The sequence below is a fragment of the Mesorhizobium sp. 131-3-5 genome (genome assembly GCF_016756575.1).
Classification (GTDB): domain Bacteria; phylum Pseudomonadota; class Alphaproteobacteria; order Rhizobiales; family Rhizobiaceae; genus Mesorhizobium; species Mesorhizobium jarvisii.
Genome location: NZ_AP023254.1, coordinates 2674959 through 2691803 on the forward strand (window position 1 = coordinate 2674959; position 16845 = coordinate 2691803).

The following is a 16845-nucleotide window of genomic DNA, read 5'->3' on the forward strand; positions in this document are numbered from 1 at the left end:
TTCGGCGTGATCGATCTCACCAGTAAAAAGGAAACACGGATCGGCGGCATCAGCTTGGGGTGCGCTATCCAATTCGTCGCCAACGCGTCCGTGCTTGGCTACGATGTTCGCAGTGCAATGGTCCTATACGGGGAACCTGGAACGCCTAGCTTGAGGGTATGGGACTGCGAACATCTATGGACGCAATATGGTGGCGCTCTGCTCCAGCCATCCGAACCAGGGAAGGGGCTTGGACAGGCCTAGGCGCGGTTGCGCAACAGCACGCACCGCCGGATTGGCGTTGTTTTTGATTGCATTGCTATTTTAGTAGCCCCTTAATATCGCGCGTTGATTTTCAGCGCTTTTTGGGGAGAAGTGTCATGCCTAAGGTTTCGAATCTCTTTTTTAAAACGGCCGTTGTGTGGCTTATCCTGGGGATCGGCGCCGGCTTGCAGATGGCAATCTCCGGCGACCACGGTTCCTTCCCGGCCCATGCTCACATCAATCTGCTCGGATGGGTCACCAGCGCTATATTCGGTGGGTACTACGCGCTCAACCCGGCTAAGGCGGAGCGGAAAATCGCAATGATCCACTACGGTCTCTATAACGTTGGACTGGTGATCATGCTGCCTGCGCTGTATCTGATGCTGCATGGAGGGTATTCAGCGCTTGAGCCGGTCGTCGCTGCCGGCTCGCTGTTGGTGGCTACTGCTGTGCTGATATTTGCCTTTGTGGTTTTCTCCAGCACGAGCGTGCGATCGGTGTCGGGGCTATCTCCAGCCACCCGCTGAGGTCGCCAGAAGCGGCTTGAGCGACGATGCTACCCTTTGGCAACCAACCCTTCGCTGCCGTTGACCTATGATGGGTTGATCCGTAGCCAGCTGTTGGCCCGCCCTCGGTTCCCATTGCGGGCGGGCTCTTTCTTTGCCCTGTGATCGGCGGTACCCGGCTTGTTACTTCTTTCGAGAAAACTCGAGAATCGTCGCAACGGTTTCGGGGTCTAGAGGCTCGTGCCCTCTTCATGCCAGAAGACTTGGCGTAAGTCGCGCTGATCGACCTTCTGGCCGCAGTTCGGGCAGTTGTAGAAATGGCCCTCTTCGCGGATGAGGACGCCACCGTGCAGCTGGCCGGGAATGAGTGGCACAAGGTCTGATAGCTTCGTCATGGCGATGCCGACCCTCGACGAATACGAGCTGCTCGGCGTCGAGCGTGAGGCCGGCAAGCCGGCATTTGCCCTGATGGCCGATCGCAAGACCGGCTGCTATGTCGGCTCGGCTTTCATCAACTCCAGCCGCGCCATCCGGGAGCGGCTGTGGAAACGTGTCCAGGAGCACGCAGGGCCGGCGCCAAAGGGCATGAAGCGGCCAGCGACGCAGTGGGTTAAGCCCGGGTTGATCGGCCGTGTGAAGCATCTGCGGGGGGAAGACGACCTCCGCCACGCCTCGCTGCAGGACTTTCGGGAGGAATGAGCACGCGAGGTAGCAATGATCCACCATCCATAGTCGGAATTCTGCTCCCTTTCCTTACATCTTTGTAAGGTCTGCGTCATGTGAACGGATGACGATCGATCAGGACGAGTGAAATCTATTAGCAAGCCCAAAACGGAGGTTGTTGTGATGGGCGGTTCTCATGGTGATGTATTGACCGAGCGGTCACTCGAGGGGAGCGCTTATACCGATTACCGATCGAGCCATCAGAAGCCAGGCTACGGCACCGATTACGCCGAAACCTTCCGTTCCGGCTACTATGCTGCCTTGTGGTCGCGGATCGAACGCCCCCTGGTGGAAGGCATTCTCAGCCCTCTTGGCGGGCCGGTTCGCAGCTGCCTCGACTTCGCGTGCGGCACGGGCCGCGTCGCAGCTGTTGCAAGTCCATTGTTCGGTGAGGTCGTTGGCGTTGACGTCTCTCAATCCATGCTTGCTTGCGCGCGGGTCCCGGGCAACGTCAAGCTGGTGAAAGCCGATCTGACGGTTGCCCCCCTTTCGAAAAGATTCGACGTGGTTACAGCTTTTCGATTCTTCTTGAACGCTGAAGACACTCTTAAGCGGGACGCACTGTCGGCCATTCATGAGCATTTGAACGACGGTGGGTTGCTGGTTTCGAACATCCACATGAACGCAACCTCGCCGATGGGGCTGGTCTACCGCTTTCTCAACCGATTTCAGGGGCGCGTGGTTCGCAGTACGTTGAGCATCCACGCATATCGCCAAATGCTCGTTTCCAAGGGGTTTGTCGTCGAACGGGTTATCGGTTATGGGTTTTTGCCGCGACCCGGGTGGCTGTTGCCGACGCTTTGCGAAATACTGGTCGGGCCTGTTGAGACGATATGCAGGAGAGCTGGCGTCCCAGCACGCTTTGCTCAGAATTTCTTAGTGGTCGCCAGAAAACGATAGTGAAGCGCGCCAGGAAGATCATCGAAATCGACTAACGGAACCGAAGACCGCTCGCGAGCTTAATTCTCGATGAGCTCGCGCGGAATCAACTTCCTAGATCAATGGCTGGCCAACAACGTCCCTGAGACGACCAAGGCCGACGTCATCTCGGTCGACGAACTGACCAATAAGCTGATCGCCGACGCTAAGGCGCTCGGCATCAAGCGGGCAGAGATCGACGAAGAGGTCGACAGCCTCTACCGCACTATCCTCGACGCGATTGTGCATTACGACCCCGGCCTAACCGACTAGCCCTTGTCAGAGAGCTCGATCAGAGGAATATAATCCTCCCGTTGCGGCGACCCTTCATTCAAACGGAGATCGCCAATGGCCAGAACCAAACCTTCCAAGCAGTTATCGCAAGCTGAAATCGAAATCTTCCTGGTAGCAGCGGAAGCGCTGCACAAGAGCATCGTGAAGCCGCTCATCTCACCTACATGCGATCACTACCGCGCAACGCGAACCCTGCATGAGGTGCTGTTGAAGACGGTGCGAGAAGTGACTGGGAAAGAAGTCGAGTTCGTCCGCTGGTTTGGGGGCGGCTCGGCCTAAGCGTTTTAGCGCCGCCCACTTGAATCAGAATACATCAGTTTTGGCTAAAATACGGAACGTCCAACGAATGTTACCGGAACCAAAGTGGTAACGTCAGACCTTCGCTGGGCAAGGAGCAAGACCTTAGTCTTGCCCATAGATCACCGCTCTTCTGGGGATAGAGGAAAAAGCCCGGCGCGGGGGCGCAACCGGCCTTTTCCTTCGGTGAACGACAGTGGCGCCTACGATCTTGGCGCCGACGGTCAAACATTAAATTAGAAAGTCTGAATAAGCCGTCGCAGGTTGAACCCCTCGCACGGCACACATACCCTCGAATATTGGCGAATGAGGCGCGCTATCATCTCCGGGAACATTAGCTGTCTCTGAAAGTTGATCAGCGCGGCAGGTGGGGTGCCCTCAATCGCCTTCTTGCCGAAGATCGGTATCCGATCGGCCCGCGCTCTCTCCGCCAGAGGAGTGCGGGCTTTCGACGTTACGGGGCAGCGATGGTCGACAAGCCTGCAACGACAAGACAAGCCGCAACGCTCGACACGGCGAAGGAGATCGGCGACAAGGTGCGGGTCCAGGAGATCACGTCGAAGCCCAGGGCAGTGCTAGGCTAAGCGGTGGTAAGATCTTCCGGCGGCGTGAAATCACCGTTGTCTTAGGTGGCGTTCGAACATCGCCAGCTTGTATTCGTAGCCAATGCGCACCTTCGCCTTGCAGCCGTCGCATTTGAAACTGCCGATCGTTGTTACCCACGAACCCATTTTTTTCGTCGAGTGTGAACAGGCCGGACATTGAAACTCTATCGCCACGTCGCGCAGTTCATTGGACAGGGGCATCGCATCTCTCCGATTGACGAACCGCCGCCCATTTTACGGCAGCGGCAGACGGCCAAGGATCGCGGGACTTGCTGAAGTGTTGGAACGCCGCCCGCTCTGGCAACCTTTAGCGAGGTCTAATGTTCCAGCGCCTCGGAACCAAAGCCGCAACACCAGACCTTGTTAACTGCTTCTCTATGACAACCATGCCATTTTGCCTTCTTAGCGAGTTTCCACCCCAGCAACGCGCCGCGCTTCAACGACCCCACATTTGGCGAGGGCACTCGATCCGACCTGCTCGCTCGTTCTGGCTTCTAAGGCAGGCCCGGCCGGCCGATTTCACGATCAAGCTTCGTCCCGCTGGCGTGAACTCAGCGTGATTTTGACAGGGGACACCTAAAGGCGGCTGTCTGCGGCGACCAACCGGCAAGCGTTGGCGCGATTAGTAATTGCCAATTCGTAAGGGCGCAGCCGGGAACCGGTTCGGGCAAATGGACGTTTCTTTTATAGGTCACGTCTTGTTGAATCGTGACAGGAGGATACTCAGATGAACATCAAGATGCTCACAGTGGGCGCGATTGCGCTTTCCATGATGACCGGTTCGGCTCTTGCCGCTGGCAACACATCTGCACTCGACGATCCGGCAAAGATGTCGCCGTTCTTCACCGATGCCGGCATGAAAACATTGAAGACGGAAAAGGATTTCAAGACCGCATGGGCGGCCATGAAACCCGATGAACAGAAAGCGGTGTTGAAAGATTGCGGCGATACCACGCTCAACAAGTCGCACGCAGATTTCTGCGCCATGGCAAAGAAGATGGGCGGCTGAATCTAGCCGGACGTCGAAGGCGGGCCCAAGGTCCGCCTTCGAGCAATAGCAGAGGAAGCGCTGCACAAGAGCATCATGAAGCCGCTGATATCGCCTACATGTGATCACTACCGGGCAACGCGTGTTCTGCATGAGACTCTGTTGAAGACGGTGCGAGAAGTGACCGGCAAGGAAGTCGAGTTCATTCACTGGTTTGGAGGCGGTTCGGCCTAAGGTATCACCGGCGACGATCCTCCGTTCATCCGATGGAATGGGAACAGGACCTGGCGCGGCCGCCTGCGGCGTAGGTCAACAGGCTTAATTGCGGGATGGCTTACGTAGGGGTAAGTCAATTACGCGGGGAGGAACCCGAGCCCCCACCGCAATGGCCGGTGCGGTGTCCGTCGTGCCCCAACGCCCCCACCGCACCGGCCATTCCCCAACGTTGGCTACAGCCGATCGGAGACAGGAAGCCCGAGGCGTCGTCGTTGGCCTTCGGCGTACGCCAGGGCGAACGAATCCAATTCGAATGATCGGGTCAGTTCTTCGTCGCCATCGACCACACGGACGAACCACTGCCGGAGGCTTCGATCAGCAGGAATCAACCAGAGAAACATCTCAACGAACCAGCGGTTTATCGTTTTCTCAGGTGGCGCTCAAAAATCGCCAGCTTGTCTTCGTAGCCAATCCTCACCTTCGTCTCGCAGCTTTCGCATTTGAAGCTGCCGACCGTTCTCAGCCAGGATCCCTTTCTCACCGTCGGATATGAACAGACCGGACAGTGAAACTCGATCGCTACATCGCGCAGTTCATCGGACAAGGGCATGGCACTTCGTCTCTTCCACTCGGGCAAAACCGGTGCTCAAAACGAATGGAGGAGCCGATGGGTTTCATCGGAATCAGAATTTTCGTACAAGCACTCGCACCAGCCAAGTAGATCGGCGACAGGTGCGGGTCGAGGAGATCAAGCCGACGCCGAAGAAGCGTTGACGGTGCGCGATGGAACATTCGGCGCCGCGTATGGTTTCTGATGCGGCCGAGGCCACCCGCGTCGGCAAGAGCTTCAATCGCCGCCCAGCCTTGAAGGGGCACTTTTGCCGAACTTAGGGTTTTGGTCGCCTGGTACGCCATTGAACGCCGAGCCGGGGCTTTCTTCCGCCTGACTGTTCCATTGCGTTTTTGGCAGTTCGATGAACAATTCAAAGACAGACCATCCCACCGCCATAACAAAAACGGTAGCCGCGATGATTGGAAGGATGCCCATCCGTGGGGGTTTCTCTTCTGAACCATCGGGGGTTATCGAAATCACACTCTGGTCCTGCCACCAACCAAACGGATGCCGTGTTAATCCAGCACGCGTCGAAATGTTCCAGGGGGTAAGCTAAAGGCTCCCTTTCGGATGCGCTTGACGATTTCAGGCAACTTTTTGGAGGGCGGGCTCGTAAAGCAATTTAGTCGCCCTGTTATGTCCCTCATGCCGGGGCGGCTGGCTCGCTGAGATTTCGTTGGGGTTATTCTCGGCGAGCCTACATCTCGCAATTTTCGATGATGCCTGCTTCACCGTCGGGAAGCTTGTGGCCCGGCTCCTTCCTAAGCCTCACCCCAGCACCACCGCCATTCATCGGAATCCCGATTAGACCCTAAAATGGCCTGCCGGCGCGCATCATGGCCCGAGCGATTGCGAGCTGTGTTTCCGTCCTCGCGTTCTCTTTCTGAGTCATATTGTCCGCTGCGATCAGCCGCTTCAGTGACCGCAGCATGCAATCAACGATGGCCTGGAAGCCGGGCTCCATCGCCTCCTGGCAGTCGATGACTCGGTCTGGATAATCGTTCGCTTCTCTTGGTCGACTGATCATCTCACCCCCGCCAAATAGCTGTCGCCGTGTTCGCGATGTTCGAAACAGACCAATGTGATGATTGTCGGCTTTGCAAATCCGAACGGCGCGCGCTTCCCGCACACGTCAAACTCGCAGACATGATTTTCGATCCGTCCACTTTGCCGCGCCGCCGTCATGCCTTCGGCAAGCTTGATGGGTTCGTCGCTCACAGCGGATTGATCGGTCCGACCAGGGCAGGGTGATCATTCGGCTGCCTGTTTATGACGGTCGAATTGACGTCGCGCCCAACTCGGTTGAACTGCAACTGGCCGTCGATGTCGTGGCTGAGGATATCTTTCAGATATTCCTTCGGCGTCCCCGGGTCGAGCCATGCGTCGTAATAGGCCTGGTCGAGGATTGCCGGCTGCCGGTCGTGGGTTTTTCATTCGGCTCGCCGGCCGGCTGGGGATGATTGTGCAGCTGGCGACATCGAGATTAGTGTTATACGCCCAGAGCCCGACGAACGAAAAAGGCGCGTAGTCCGTAGATGTGCCAAGGATCTTTCTTGCCGCCGGCCGACGAGATCGTTCATTCGTAGAAGCCATCGGCAGGGATCAGGCAGCGTTTCGACTTGAAGGCCGCAGCGGTATCGATGCCTTCAATCCTGGCGTTGAACATGGCCGCCTTAGGCATCTCTTTTGCCCAGAACAGAACAAGCCACCAGCGGCCCTCGCACACGCTATGGCTGCCGTTTTCGGCGGCGGTGACCTCGACTCAAACGATTGGAACATTAGCGATCCTTAAGGGTTGTCTCGGAGAACCCTTTTGGTGGAACCCATGGCCGAGCTGACATTCGCTTTCGTTTATTATTTAGGGCTGACGGGCAGCGATATGGTCGGCGCTGCCGTGTCATTAGCCGCGGGCCTGCTTGTCTATAACGCCATGCGCGAAGATCAGCCACATCGATAGTGCACCCGGCGCACGAGTAGGCTTCGACTATTCTATCTGCCCAAACGTACATTGGCTTGGCTCCTTGTCCGGGCGCCAGCGCAAAAGCTTCGTTCCATGCCGGAAGCGGTTGCCCGTGACCTGGTCGAAGCGAACCTCCACGACCAGCTCCGGTCTGACCGGCTCCCATTCGCCACTACGCTCGGTGCTCCAGCGGCTCGGGCCGCCCGGCGCCTTGCCGGTGAAGCCGGATCCGCCAAGCAGATGTCCCAGCCTTTGCGTCAGCACCGCACGCTCGTCATTGGCGATGGTTGATGTGAAGCCGACATGGTCGAGCAGACCATCGCCATTGTATAGCCCGAGCAGCAGCGATCCAACCTGTCGTTTGCCCTTTTGATAGCGGAACCCACCCACTACGCAGTCGGCCGTGCGCAGGGGCTTTACCTTCACCATCGCACGTTCGCCCGGCTTGTAGGGATCGTTGAGCAGCTTGGCCACGACGCCGTCCGTGGCACCGCCGGTACCAGCACCCTTCAACCACTTGTCCGCCGTCGCCAGGCTCGTGGTGGCCGGCGAAAGCCGCAAGGTCTTGGTCTTTGCCTTGGCAACCAAGTCTTCAGCTTCTGCGCGCCGATCGTGCAATGGCAGTTCGACCAGCAGCCGACCTCCCGGGGCCACAAGCATGTCGAAGACGACCAGCTGCGCGGGAGTTTCTCGACTGAGCTTGCGGATGCGGCTCTCTGCGGGATGAAGCCGCATCTGCAGCGCGTCGAAAGAGGCACGGTCCTCGATCTCCACTATGATTTCACCGTCGATGACGAATTCGGTTGCCGCAAGCGCACTCAAGGCCGCCATCAGTTCTGGAAAATAGCGACCGAGCGGTTTGCCGGATTTTGCCCTGAGGTCGACAGCCTTGCCGCTCTTGAAGCCGATGCAGCGGAAGCCATCCCATTTCGGTTCGTACTGCCAGAGACCGTCTTCTCGCGGCAACGCCTCCGCCGTGCGTGCCTCCATAGGCTGCGTGTTCAAGGGTAAGGGAAACTCGACGTCAGATGCCGTTACCATTGCTCTTCCGTATTGCGATGGGGCAGGTTGCCGACGCCCGCTTTTCGTTCCATTGACTGGCTGTCGAGCGATTTCGGCGGGCCTCTCCTCGATCGACGTGGAGTGACAAGCGCAAAAGACTAGCAGCTATTTCGTTGTGGTGTTGAATTCACGATTTGCAGCGTAGTTGATCATGAAGGTGCCTGGAGGGGCACGAACGCCTTCCCTCACATTCGAGAGAGTGACTGTCGTGCTCTGTCCTCTTTCGTCGGTGATGCTCCATCTGCGCAGATCGAGTGATTTCCTATCGAAGACCATAGTGATGTTCGAGTTTCCGAAGGCCGACTTGTCGGCCAGCTTGATGGTAACCTGGGCGCCATCGTCTTTGATGCCTTTGAGGCGATTGCCAGAGAATTTGACCTTGTCGTCCAGTAGAAGCTTGAGCGGCGTCTTCGAAAGAGCATAGAGGCGCGATGTCTTCAGCTTTTTGTTGTAGATTACGACGGATTGTCCATCTGCGATTAAGCTGATCCCTGATTGGCCGGTATAATTGAACCGAATCTTTCCCGGGCGTTGGAGAATAAATCTACCGCTGGTCTTTTCACCTCTTGGGTCAGACTGGACGAAGTCCCCGGACATGGATTTTACGGATGAGAAGTGGTCGGCAATCGCCACCGCATCTACAGGCGCGGCCGAGACCGCAGGGGTAAGTTCGAAATTTATCGCGCTAGCGCTGACGACCACAAAGCAGAAAGCCAGCAATCTCCTGATCTTTTCCATTCACGTATCCAACTTCAAGCGGGTGCTTGATCGAAACAGATGGGGCTCCAGCGCAAATCTGGTCTTGCCGATTGCGATACAATGCCCGGCTTCGCTGGCGTGCCGAAGACAGCTGGATGGCTCTCGGACCGCTCCGCCAGCAACCGCCGCCTATTGAGCCGCCGCCCTGCTGCGCACCCAAGCTCCCGGCGAAGAACATGGTGACCAGCGCCATGGAGTCGGTTTCGTGCTGCTTTCGCGGCCGCTCCACTCACTAAATCGTACGTGCGTGATGCCCGGCTCTCCAGTTTGAGAGCCGGGCCAAAAGGCTTCGGTCAATATCCGTTGTTGTCCTCCTGCTGAATGACAACGTGGCGGTGACGATGGTGCGATCTATCCATCGGCCCTCGGATAATGACGGCGTCGGAGCGGTGATGACGGCGGCCGTGGTCGTAGAATGCAATATCCCCATGGCGGCGGTGATGGAGACGATGTCCTTCACGGTAGACAACCACGCGGTCATTGTTCCAGTGATGGTGTCGGTGATGTCGATGAGTCTGGACTACGATCGCGTCGGCCGAGGCCACGGACGGTACGAGAAGGCACAGTGCCAAAGCACCAAGTATGACGGCTTTCATTTAAGATCCTCAACTAATTAAGACGGCCCTTCGCCTGCTTAACATTGTGCGATCGCTTTGGTTCCGACATGAAAAGCGTGCGCAGGCTGTTCTTGCCGAACTTTGGATGCTCATGATGGAGAGCCAAAACGCGGAGGCCTCTTAACAAGCTGACTTATGAACAGCAGCGTCGAAAGTCCGTCTGCGGTAACTGTGCCGAGACAAAGATTCCTGTCGATTCCCCCACCGAAGCGAGGGCAATCAGTTTGGCTCACCGTTTCAGCAGAAACCGTTGGAGAGCCGCCACGTAGCCCGGCCTTTTATATCCGAGTCACACACGCAATTCCGGCCACTCAAATATTGCAACATTAGGCACTCGGCGTCGGGGGTGCCGCGGAGGCGTTCCTGCCAGATCACTGGTTGATGGAAACGAGGACTGCCTTGCAGAGATCTTGAAGGGCCCGTGGCAAGACATCAAAGCTGTTGTGCAAACATTCCAGAAGCTGGCTCGGCTTCCAGGCTTCCTCGGTCACGATCCGGCACTGTTCGGGCAATGGGAGATCGCCGGCGGCCATGGAAGCGCCGAGCGCGTCAAGCTTCGAGATCTGCTCGGCTGGTGGGCACTATGAAGGATCGTCGAGAATCGTCCTCACCTTTTCGGCAAGGTCTTCAAGGCTGAAAGGCTTAGGCAAAAGCTGCGTTCCAGGATCGAGGATTCCGTTGTGAACGATGGCGTTGCGCGTGTAGCCCGTGGTGTAGAGAACCTTGAGCTTGGGATTGCCCCTGCGCAAGATATCCACCAACTGACGTCCGGACATCTCCGGCATAACCACGTCGGTGAAGAGCAGGGACAATTGCTGTCCAGCTTCAATCATCTTGATCGCTTCGTTAGGACCACTGGCTTCGACGACCGTATAGCCAAGTTCGCGCAATGCTTCGGCCGATACTGCGCGGACGCGATCCTCGTCTTCAACCACCATGACGATTTCGCTTGGCACGCCGCCATCTATCGACCTTGATTTGAGCTCGGGAGAATCCTGCTCGGTGCCGCCATAATGCCGTGGCAGATAGATCTTGATCGTCGTGCCAACGCCGGGCTCGGAGTATATTCTTACGTTGCCGCCCGATTGCCGGACAAAACCGTAAACCTGGCTCAGGCCAAGCCCGGTGCCCTTGCCAACGCCCTTGGTCGTGTAGAAGGGATCGAAGGCCTTGGCGAGGACGTCCGTGGTCATACCCGTGCCGGTATCGGTAACTGCAATCAGCACGAATTGTCCGGCCGCAATGGCGGACTCACGAGCGTATCGCTCATCGACATAGGCGTTCGACGTCTCGATGGTCAGCTTACCGCCGTTGGGCATGGCGTCGCGTGCGTTGACCGACAGGTTGAGCAGGGCACTTTCAAGCTGACTGGGATCGGCCTTGACCTGCCAGAGGCCGGCTCCGAACGCCGTCTCGACCTTGATCGTTTCCCCAAGTGTGCGCATCAACAGCTCGGTCATTCCGCCGACCAGGCGGTTGGCGTTGATAGGCTCCGGCTTGAGCGGTTGTTGTCGTGAGAAGGCCAGCAGCCGCTGGGTGAGGGCGGCGGCGCGGTGGGCCCCATCCATGGCGCCTTCGACAAACCGACCGACGTCTGTCTCACCTTTGGACAATTTGCGCTGAAGCAGATTGAGCCCACCGATGATGACGGCAAGCATGTTGTTGAAGTCGTGCGCAATGCCACCTGTCAACTGACCGACCGCATCCATCTTTTGAACCTGCCGCAGCTGTTCCTCTGCCTTCGAACGTTCCGCCACTTCGTCGATGACGCGTTGTTCCAGCGTGGAGTTGAGCGTCTGCAGTGCGGCCTCGGCACGCCGCCTTTCAGACAGCTCGCGTTCGGCTGACTGGAAGAGGCGGGCATTGTCGATCGCGGTTGCGGCATGGCCGGCGATGCCCAGAAGGGCACTTTCGTGTTCAGGACCAAACTTGCCGGTCTCCGCGTGTCCAAAGAACAAACCGCCTAGAACTTCGCCGGAGTTCGACACGACTGGCACGGCCAGATAGGAGCGAACCGGGAGATGGCCTTCCGGCATGCCCTTGTGCGGCGCATTCTTGCCGTACCGCCGATCCTTGAGGATATCGTCCGACCTAACCACGCCTTTCCCGAGGAAAGTCGGTTCGAACACCGCGGTCGCACGTGGCATGGGGTAATTCTGGAAGGCCGAGCGCGGAGCGCCTGACAGGGCATAGAGCATGTAGCTGCCGCCCTGAGCGTCGAGCACGTTGTAGAAGAAAGCCCCAAACTGGGCTCCGGAAAGCTCGACGCCGGCATCGGTGGTGATTTGCACGATCTTGTCGAGATCGAGTTCCGCAGCGACCGCCGCGCCGGTATCGTTCATGATCTTGAGGTGGCGCTCTGCTTTTTTGCGATCCGAAATGTCGATAACCGTGCCGATAAATCGAACGGCCTTGCTGGCTTCGAAAATGGCATGGCCGCTCGCCGCCACCCAACGCTCTATCCTGTCCTCCAGGCCAATTGTTCGGTACTCGATGTTAAATCCTTCAAGACTGTCTGGAGCGATTGCTCGCCGGACCGCCTCATCTGCCCGGATACGGTCATCTGGATGGAGGCCGGCGATGAAGGAGCCCTCATAGGTAACCTCATCGTCCGACGTAATGCCGAACAACGCCCGGCATTGTGCGTCCCACCGCAAATGGTCAGCGACCGGGTCGTAATCCCAGATGCCGATTGCGGCCGCCTGGGTAGCCAGGCTCAAGCGTTCCGCGGTCTCGGCAGCGCTCTGATCCGACCTCACCCTTTCTATATGCGCCCACGACCGCTCCGTTACCTCTGTGAGAAGTGCAAGCTCATTCTGAGTCCAGACCCGCGGAGCGCTGTCGTGGATCGCCATCAGCGCGGTCAGGCGCCCCTCCTTGACAAGGGGCATGCAGATGGTGGCGGCGATGCCGATGTCCTGGAACGTCGCAGCTTCTTCGAGCGGCAACTCGACGTGATTGTCGTTGACGATCAGAGGCAGGCCCTGATGGAGCTTGCCCACGGCGAGCTGGCCAAAATCCCGAAGACTGTAGTAGCCGACGATGCTCGAAGACCCTTGCCGGTGCCAGTCTCCCCGGATCGTGAAGTGGTCCTGGTCAGGCTCCATATCGGCATAGGCACAGATTGCGACGCCGAGATACTCGCCAAGCATCCTAGTCGTGATCTCGAGCACCGCGTCCGCGTCCGAACTTTTCGAGGTTTCTTTCCCCAGTGCGTCGAGGAAGCGCAAGCGAGCTTCATTCTGTCGCAACTCCGCCTGCGCGCGCCGTCGTTCGACTGCGGTACGCGTTCGCTCCGCCATCTCGCGAACGAATTCGATCTCTTCTGTCGACCAGGATCTAGGCCTGTTGTGATTGAGGTAGAGCAGGGCCACAAAGCCAGCCCGTTCGGTGACCGGCATGTTGATCAGGGATTGAGCGCTGATCGCTTTCAGTGCCTCTGGGTTCTGGCTTGTCCGCGGATCTGTGTCAGCATCCTCAAGGACAACAGTGATGCCGCGCTTCAGGTCATCGATATACGTGCCGTAGTCGCGGAAATGCAGCACCCCGGCCAAACTCTTGATCCCCGGGGCGTTCCAGTCGCGTTCGATGGAGATGGTCTCGTTCGCGAGATCGATCGTTCCATATCCGGCCCGGCTTACATCCAGTTCCCGCCCAATGATTTCGGCTGCGGCGTAGGCCAGGTCGTCAGGGTCTTCGACCAGCCGCACGAGGTCCCCAAGCTCAGCGAGCGCAGCACTCCGCTTTCTCGCACGAAATGTCTCGGTGACGTCAAACCCTTCGCAGAATATCCCTGTGATGAGGTTCCCGCCGTCGTAGAGGGGAGCGTAGATAAACGTCAGGTGGCGCGTCTCCTCGGGACTATCCGCCGAGCGGCGAAATCGGACCGGAAGGCCCTGCGCTTCAAACGTCGTACCGCTGCGGAAGACGTCGTCGAGGCGTTCAAAAAAACCTTGTCCCTCCAGGCTGGGAACGGCATCTCGAATGGGTCTCGAGAGCCAATCACCGCTGTTGAAAACCTGGCGATGGGCGTCATTCACGAATTCAACGACATGGTCGCGACCGCGCATGATAATGATGAAGCCTGGTGCTTGTTCGAACAGATGGATCTGACGTTCAGCAGCGAGGCGTTCGCGCTTTTCGGCCAGAAATCGATCCGTGGTTTCCGTGCAGACGCCAAACAGACCGCCGGTTGTCCCAGTCTCCGGCTGCGTTATGGGGTTGTAGGAGAACGCGAAATGGGTCTCTTCCGGCGCACCGTGCTTGTCGATTCGGATTTCAATGTCGTCCATATGTACAGATTGGCCCTGGTAAACCAGATCAAACATCGGGCCGATCGTCTCCCATGCCTCTGCCCAGACCTGTTGGCTGGGCAGCCCGAGAGCGGTCGGGTGCTTGCGGCCAAGGATAGGGATGAAGGCATCGTTGTAGAGCCAGATGCGGTCCTGGCCCCAGACGACGAACATAGGTTGTGCAGAGCCTAGAATTAGATCGACGAGTGTCTTCAGCTCTGTGGGCCATGAAGAGACCGGCCCGATAGATGTAGCGCCCCAACCAAACGAACCGATACGCTCAGCCATTTCTCCGGCGCTGCGAAACGCGGCGCTCGCCCTGTCCTTGCTGGATGGTCCCAAGATATCCCCCGAAATATCGAACCGGACAAAACGGCGGAACTCGGTTTTGGTTGCACGGCAAGGGGTAGGGCAGCGGGCGCCGCATGAAAGCAGACGCGGTATCGACATCGCTGTTCAATTTTTCCTTGAAAGCACGTTGTCTCAGGTGACCCCAGCAGACCAGACGCTGACAGGACCCGAACACGCATTCTCGCTGACAGTGCGTGTTCGTTAGATAGTCAGTCTGCGGTTTTGCCCAAAGTGTCCGCTACCACGGCACCCCGCTTGCCCATGGGCAGTGGAGGGCCGGTGGTCGAGTCCACTGCTGTCTGGTGCTCCATCTCGGCATTGATGGCTGCGCCAGCAATGAGGATGATGACGGAAATCCACGTCCACATCATCAAACCGACAACAGCGCCGAGCGACCCGTAGGTGGCGTTGTAGTTGGCAAAATGCTGCAGATAGAACGAGAACAGCCACGACGCTGCGATCCATGCTGCGGTCGCAATCAAGGCGCCCCAACTCAGCCAGCGCCACTTGGCGCGTTCGCGGCTCGGTCCGAAGCGATAAAGCAGGGATATTCCGGTCAGCATCGCGGCGACCAGGATCGGCCACCGGGATACTGCGACAAGCGTCTCTGCCCACGCATCAAGATAGAAATAGCGCAAAAGTGCGGGAACGACGCCCACGGTCAGGAGCAGCACGATGCCGATAAGCAACGCTCCGACGGTGAACAGGATCGACATCAGGTTGAGCGTGATGAAGCTGCGTTTCTCCCGTTCCTCATAGGCGATGTTCATCGCATCAAAGAGGGCCTTCATGCCGCTGTTGGAACTCCACAGTGCGATACCAAGGCCGATGAAGAAGCCTATGCCAAGAGCACCGGGCTTCTGCATGGCCAAGGCTTGCAGCTGACCTCGAATGAGGTCCAGCCCCCCTGACGGAAGCAATCCGCCGAGATATGCGACATGGTCCGCAACCGTAACCGGGTCCGCGACAAAGCCATAAATTGAAATGAACGCAGCCAAAGCCGGGAAGAGCGCCAGCAGCAAGTAGAACGTGGCACCGGCCGCGACGAGCAGAACCCGGTCCTTGTTGAATTCCTCCCACAGGCGCCAGAAAATATCCTTCCAGCCTAGGGCTGGTATCTGGGATGGCCACGCCGCGTCGCGCCCGCGATCGCCATCCTCTGATCTCAGAGCCGCCTTGCTCTGTTCAGTTGTTGATGCAGCGCGACTTGCGGCTTCTCCGTCGATCAACGACGCATCATTGCCGGGTGCTGTCCTCACTTTGCGCCACATTCGGCCAGAACTCTATGGCGAGCGACCAGTGGGCTGCCACGACCCGGGCCTGGGTTGCGGTCGAGCGCTTCCACCAATTCGCCTCCTAAATGCCCTGACTCATGTCCTCAACGTCGTGAGCGGCAAAGCTGTTCCCGCTACGCCTCAAAGAGCGACCACGTCGTCGGGCTGCAGAATGATTTTCGGCAGGCGCGCATCTTTTTCAGACAAATCGACGTTCGAACAAGTGCCCATCAGAGGATAAAAAGTTGAAGCGTTGAGTGAAGCCGATCTCACATCGAGGCGGTGCTCGAGGAAGCTACCGATCAGATCGTCAACCGAACGGCTCACTTTTTCGGCGCGTGAAACATCCGCGGTCAGTTGGCGGACTTCTTCTTGGCCGCCGCTGGATTTTGACCGGTCGCCGCCGACGTCTTGGCGTCCTTGGAATGAGCCGCGATAGCTGGGCCGGCGCCGGTTGCCTTGCGCATGTCTCCACTCGATTTGTCGGCTGGCGCCTTGCGACCCAGGCCGGAGAAGAATCTGCTGAAAAAGCCCACGTCATACTCCTGTTCGCGCCCTGAGACGCCGATGCGTTGATTGTTTGGATGAGCCTGGCGAACAATTGACCGAGGCTTCTACAACGCGATGAACCCGTTAAGCCGCATCTGCTGCGACGTTGACCGCCGACTCCGCGAGCTTGCTAAGCGCGACGTGCGTCCTCTTCTCCTGGTTTGTTGCCTTCTCAATCAAGGCACAGGAGGAACTTCACGCTTGCCGACTGGTTCCGGCATGAAAGCCAAAAAGCGACGTCAGGATGTTGAAGCGGCCCATCCAACCGACGCGCCTTTTCGGACAGCTAGGTTGACGGGAAGTCAAAGTCAGGCAGGAATGACTGTGAGTTATGAACTAGGATCACATACGAGCGGTGCGTGAGTTGCTCTCCAGGGGAGCGGTCCATAGGAGGGAGGAGCTTTGAGGCAACCGATCCTGGTTTCGGCATCCTGAAGCGTAAATTTGTTTGGTGATCTGCGAGGGTCATGTCGGCTCATGCTGCGACTGGGCGCAATCCCAATTTGCCCGTGCGTCGACCGAGCTTCGGGCTATCGTCGCGTGGGATCCACAATGCAACACTGGCGGACCAGCGGGCG

General features: G+C 57.9%; 21 protein-coding genes. 8 read left to right on the forward strand and 13 right to left on the reverse strand.

What is annotated here, in order from left to right:
• Nucleotides 1–359 precede the first annotated feature (359 nt).
• Entirely contained in the window at nt 360–770 is a 411-nt protein-coding gene (locus JG747_RS13040) for a hypothetical protein (RefSeq protein WP_202361908.1), read from the forward strand.
• Between the two features lie 209 nt (nt 771–979).
• Here the strand turns inward: JG747_RS13040 and JG747_RS13045 are convergent, their stop codons facing one another.
• The gene (locus JG747_RS13045) at nt 980–1144 is read right to left on the reverse strand and encodes a hypothetical protein (protein ID WP_019859952.1); all 165 of its coding nucleotides are present in this window, start codon (nt 1142–1144) and stop codon (nt 980–982) included.
• Between JG747_RS13045 and JG747_RS13050 the strand changes: the two genes are divergently transcribed.
• The 4 genes from JG747_RS13050 (at nt 1143) to JG747_RS13065 (ending at nt 2963) form a co-directional block, all read left to right on the forward strand.
• Nucleotides 1143–1448 carry a hypothetical protein gene (locus JG747_RS13050; protein ID WP_240565470.1) on the forward strand — a complete coding sequence of 102 codons (306 nt, stop codon included), beginning with the start codon at nt 1143–1145 and terminating at the stop codon, nt 1446–1448. The two genes, JG747_RS13045 and JG747_RS13050, sit on opposite strands and share 2 nt — an antisense overlap.
• Before the next feature lie 147 nt (nt 1449–1595).
• Entirely contained in the window at nt 1596–2372 is a 777-nt protein-coding gene (locus JG747_RS13055; protein WP_202361909.1) for a class I SAM-dependent DNA methyltransferase, read from the forward strand.
• 69 nt (nt 2373–2441) lie between these two features.
• Nucleotides 2442–2663 carry a DUF768 domain-containing protein gene (locus tag JG747_RS13060; protein WP_064982195.1) on the forward strand — a complete coding sequence of 74 codons (222 nt, stop codon included), beginning with the start codon at nt 2442–2444 and terminating at the stop codon, nt 2661–2663.
• 75 nt (nt 2664–2738) lie between these two features.
• Entirely contained in the window at nt 2739–2963 is a 225-nt protein-coding gene (locus JG747_RS13065) for a hypothetical protein (protein ID WP_069092836.1), read from the forward strand.
• Between the two features lie 632 nt (nt 2964–3595).
• On the opposite strand, the gene JG747_RS13070 is transcribed toward JG747_RS13065, so the two are convergent.
• Nucleotides 3596–3787, reverse strand: coding sequence for a hypothetical protein (locus tag JG747_RS13070; RefSeq protein ID WP_027047172.1), 192 nt, complete (start codon nt 3785–3787; stop codon nt 3596–3598).
• A 526-nt stretch (nt 3788–4313) separates the two neighbouring features.
• On the opposite strand from JG747_RS13070, the gene JG747_RS13075 reads away from it, so the two are divergent.
• Entirely contained in the window at nt 4314–4595 is a 282-nt protein-coding gene (locus JG747_RS13075; RefSeq protein ID WP_019859945.1) for a hypothetical protein, read from the forward strand.
• A gap of 1042 nt (nt 4596–5637) precedes the next feature.
• Here the strand turns inward: JG747_RS13075 and JG747_RS13080 are convergent.
• From JG747_RS13080 to JG747_RS36925, 5 genes are all read right to left on the reverse strand, one after another.
• Nucleotides 5638–5838, reverse strand: coding sequence for a hypothetical protein (locus JG747_RS13080; protein WP_202361910.1), 201 nt, complete (start codon nt 5836–5838; stop codon nt 5638–5640).
• Nucleotides 5839–6214: 376 nt separating this feature from the next.
• Complete coding sequence (locus JG747_RS37675) at nt 6215–6430, reverse strand: hypothetical protein (protein ID WP_064982228.1); 216 nt, start codon at nt 6428–6430, stop codon at nt 6215–6217.
• A complete protein-coding gene (locus JG747_RS13085) occupies nt 6427–6621 on the reverse strand; it encodes a hypothetical protein (RefSeq protein WP_202361911.1) in 195 nt (64 codons plus the stop codon). The genes JG747_RS37675 and JG747_RS13085 overlap by 4 nt, the downstream gene beginning before the upstream one ends.
• Nucleotides 6618–6809, reverse strand: a complete 192-nt coding sequence (locus tag JG747_RS36920) for a hypothetical protein (RefSeq protein ID WP_244748429.1) — start codon at nt 6807–6809, stop codon at nt 6618–6620. The genes JG747_RS13085 and JG747_RS36920 overlap by 4 nt, the downstream gene beginning before the upstream one ends.
• Nucleotides 6810–6979: 170 nt before the next feature.
• Entirely contained in the window at nt 6980–7084 is a 105-nt protein-coding gene (locus JG747_RS36925; protein ID WP_244748379.1) for an SOS response-associated peptidase family protein, read from the reverse strand.
• A gap of 144 nt (nt 7085–7228) precedes the next feature.
• Between JG747_RS36925 and JG747_RS37510 the strand changes: the two genes are divergently transcribed.
• Nucleotides 7229–7360: a hypothetical protein gene (locus JG747_RS37510; protein WP_020628965.1), complete on the forward strand. Its 132-nt coding sequence runs from the start codon at nt 7229–7231 to the stop codon at nt 7358–7360.
• A gap of 27 nt (nt 7361–7387) precedes the next feature.
• Here JG747_RS37510 and JG747_RS13095 read toward each other — a convergent pair whose 3' ends face one another.
• Together JG747_RS13095 and JG747_RS13100 are read right to left on the reverse strand one after the other, a co-directional pair.
• Nucleotides 7388–8404, reverse strand: a complete 1017-nt coding sequence (locus tag JG747_RS13095; RefSeq protein WP_064982191.1) for an ATP-dependent DNA ligase — start codon at nt 8402–8404, stop codon at nt 7388–7390.
• Nucleotides 8405–8530: 126 nt separating this feature from the next.
• The gene (locus JG747_RS13100; RefSeq protein ID WP_202361912.1) at nt 8531–9163 is read right to left on the reverse strand and encodes an outer-membrane lipoprotein carrier protein LolA; all 633 of its coding nucleotides are present in this window, start codon (nt 9161–9163) and stop codon (nt 8531–8533) included.
• 350 nt (nt 9164–9513) lie between these two features.
• On the opposite strand from JG747_RS13100, the gene JG747_RS13105 reads away from it, so the two are divergent.
• Nucleotides 9514–9801 carry a hypothetical protein gene (locus JG747_RS13105; RefSeq protein ID WP_032920686.1) on the forward strand — a complete coding sequence of 96 codons (288 nt, stop codon included), beginning with the start codon at nt 9514–9516 and terminating at the stop codon, nt 9799–9801.
• A 581-nt stretch (nt 9802–10382) separates the two neighbouring features.
• Here the strand turns inward: JG747_RS13105 and JG747_RS13110 are convergent.
• The 4 genes from JG747_RS13110 to JG747_RS13125 all read right to left on the reverse strand — a co-directional run bounded on the left by JG747_RS13110 (nt 10383) and on the right by JG747_RS13125 (nt 16254).
• Nucleotides 10383–14543 (reverse strand): GAF domain-containing protein, encoded by a 4161-nt coding sequence (locus JG747_RS13110; RefSeq protein WP_202361913.1) that lies wholly within the window; start codon nt 14541–14543, stop codon nt 10383–10385.
• Nucleotides 14544–14653: 110 nt separating this feature from the next.
• On the reverse strand, nt 14654–15715 hold the full coding sequence (locus JG747_RS13115) for a YihY/virulence factor BrkB family protein (protein WP_202361914.1): 1062 nt from the start codon (nt 15713–15715) through the stop codon (nt 14654–14656).
• Between the two features lie 144 nt (nt 15716–15859).
• Complete coding sequence (locus JG747_RS13120) at nt 15860–16045, reverse strand: hypothetical protein (protein WP_027047170.1); 186 nt, start codon at nt 16043–16045, stop codon at nt 15860–15862.
• A gap of 26 nt (nt 16046–16071) precedes the next feature.
• Nucleotides 16072–16254, reverse strand: a complete 183-nt coding sequence (locus tag JG747_RS13125) for a hypothetical protein (RefSeq protein ID WP_010915337.1) — start codon at nt 16252–16254, stop codon at nt 16072–16074.
• Nucleotides 16255–16845 lie beyond the last annotated feature (591 nt).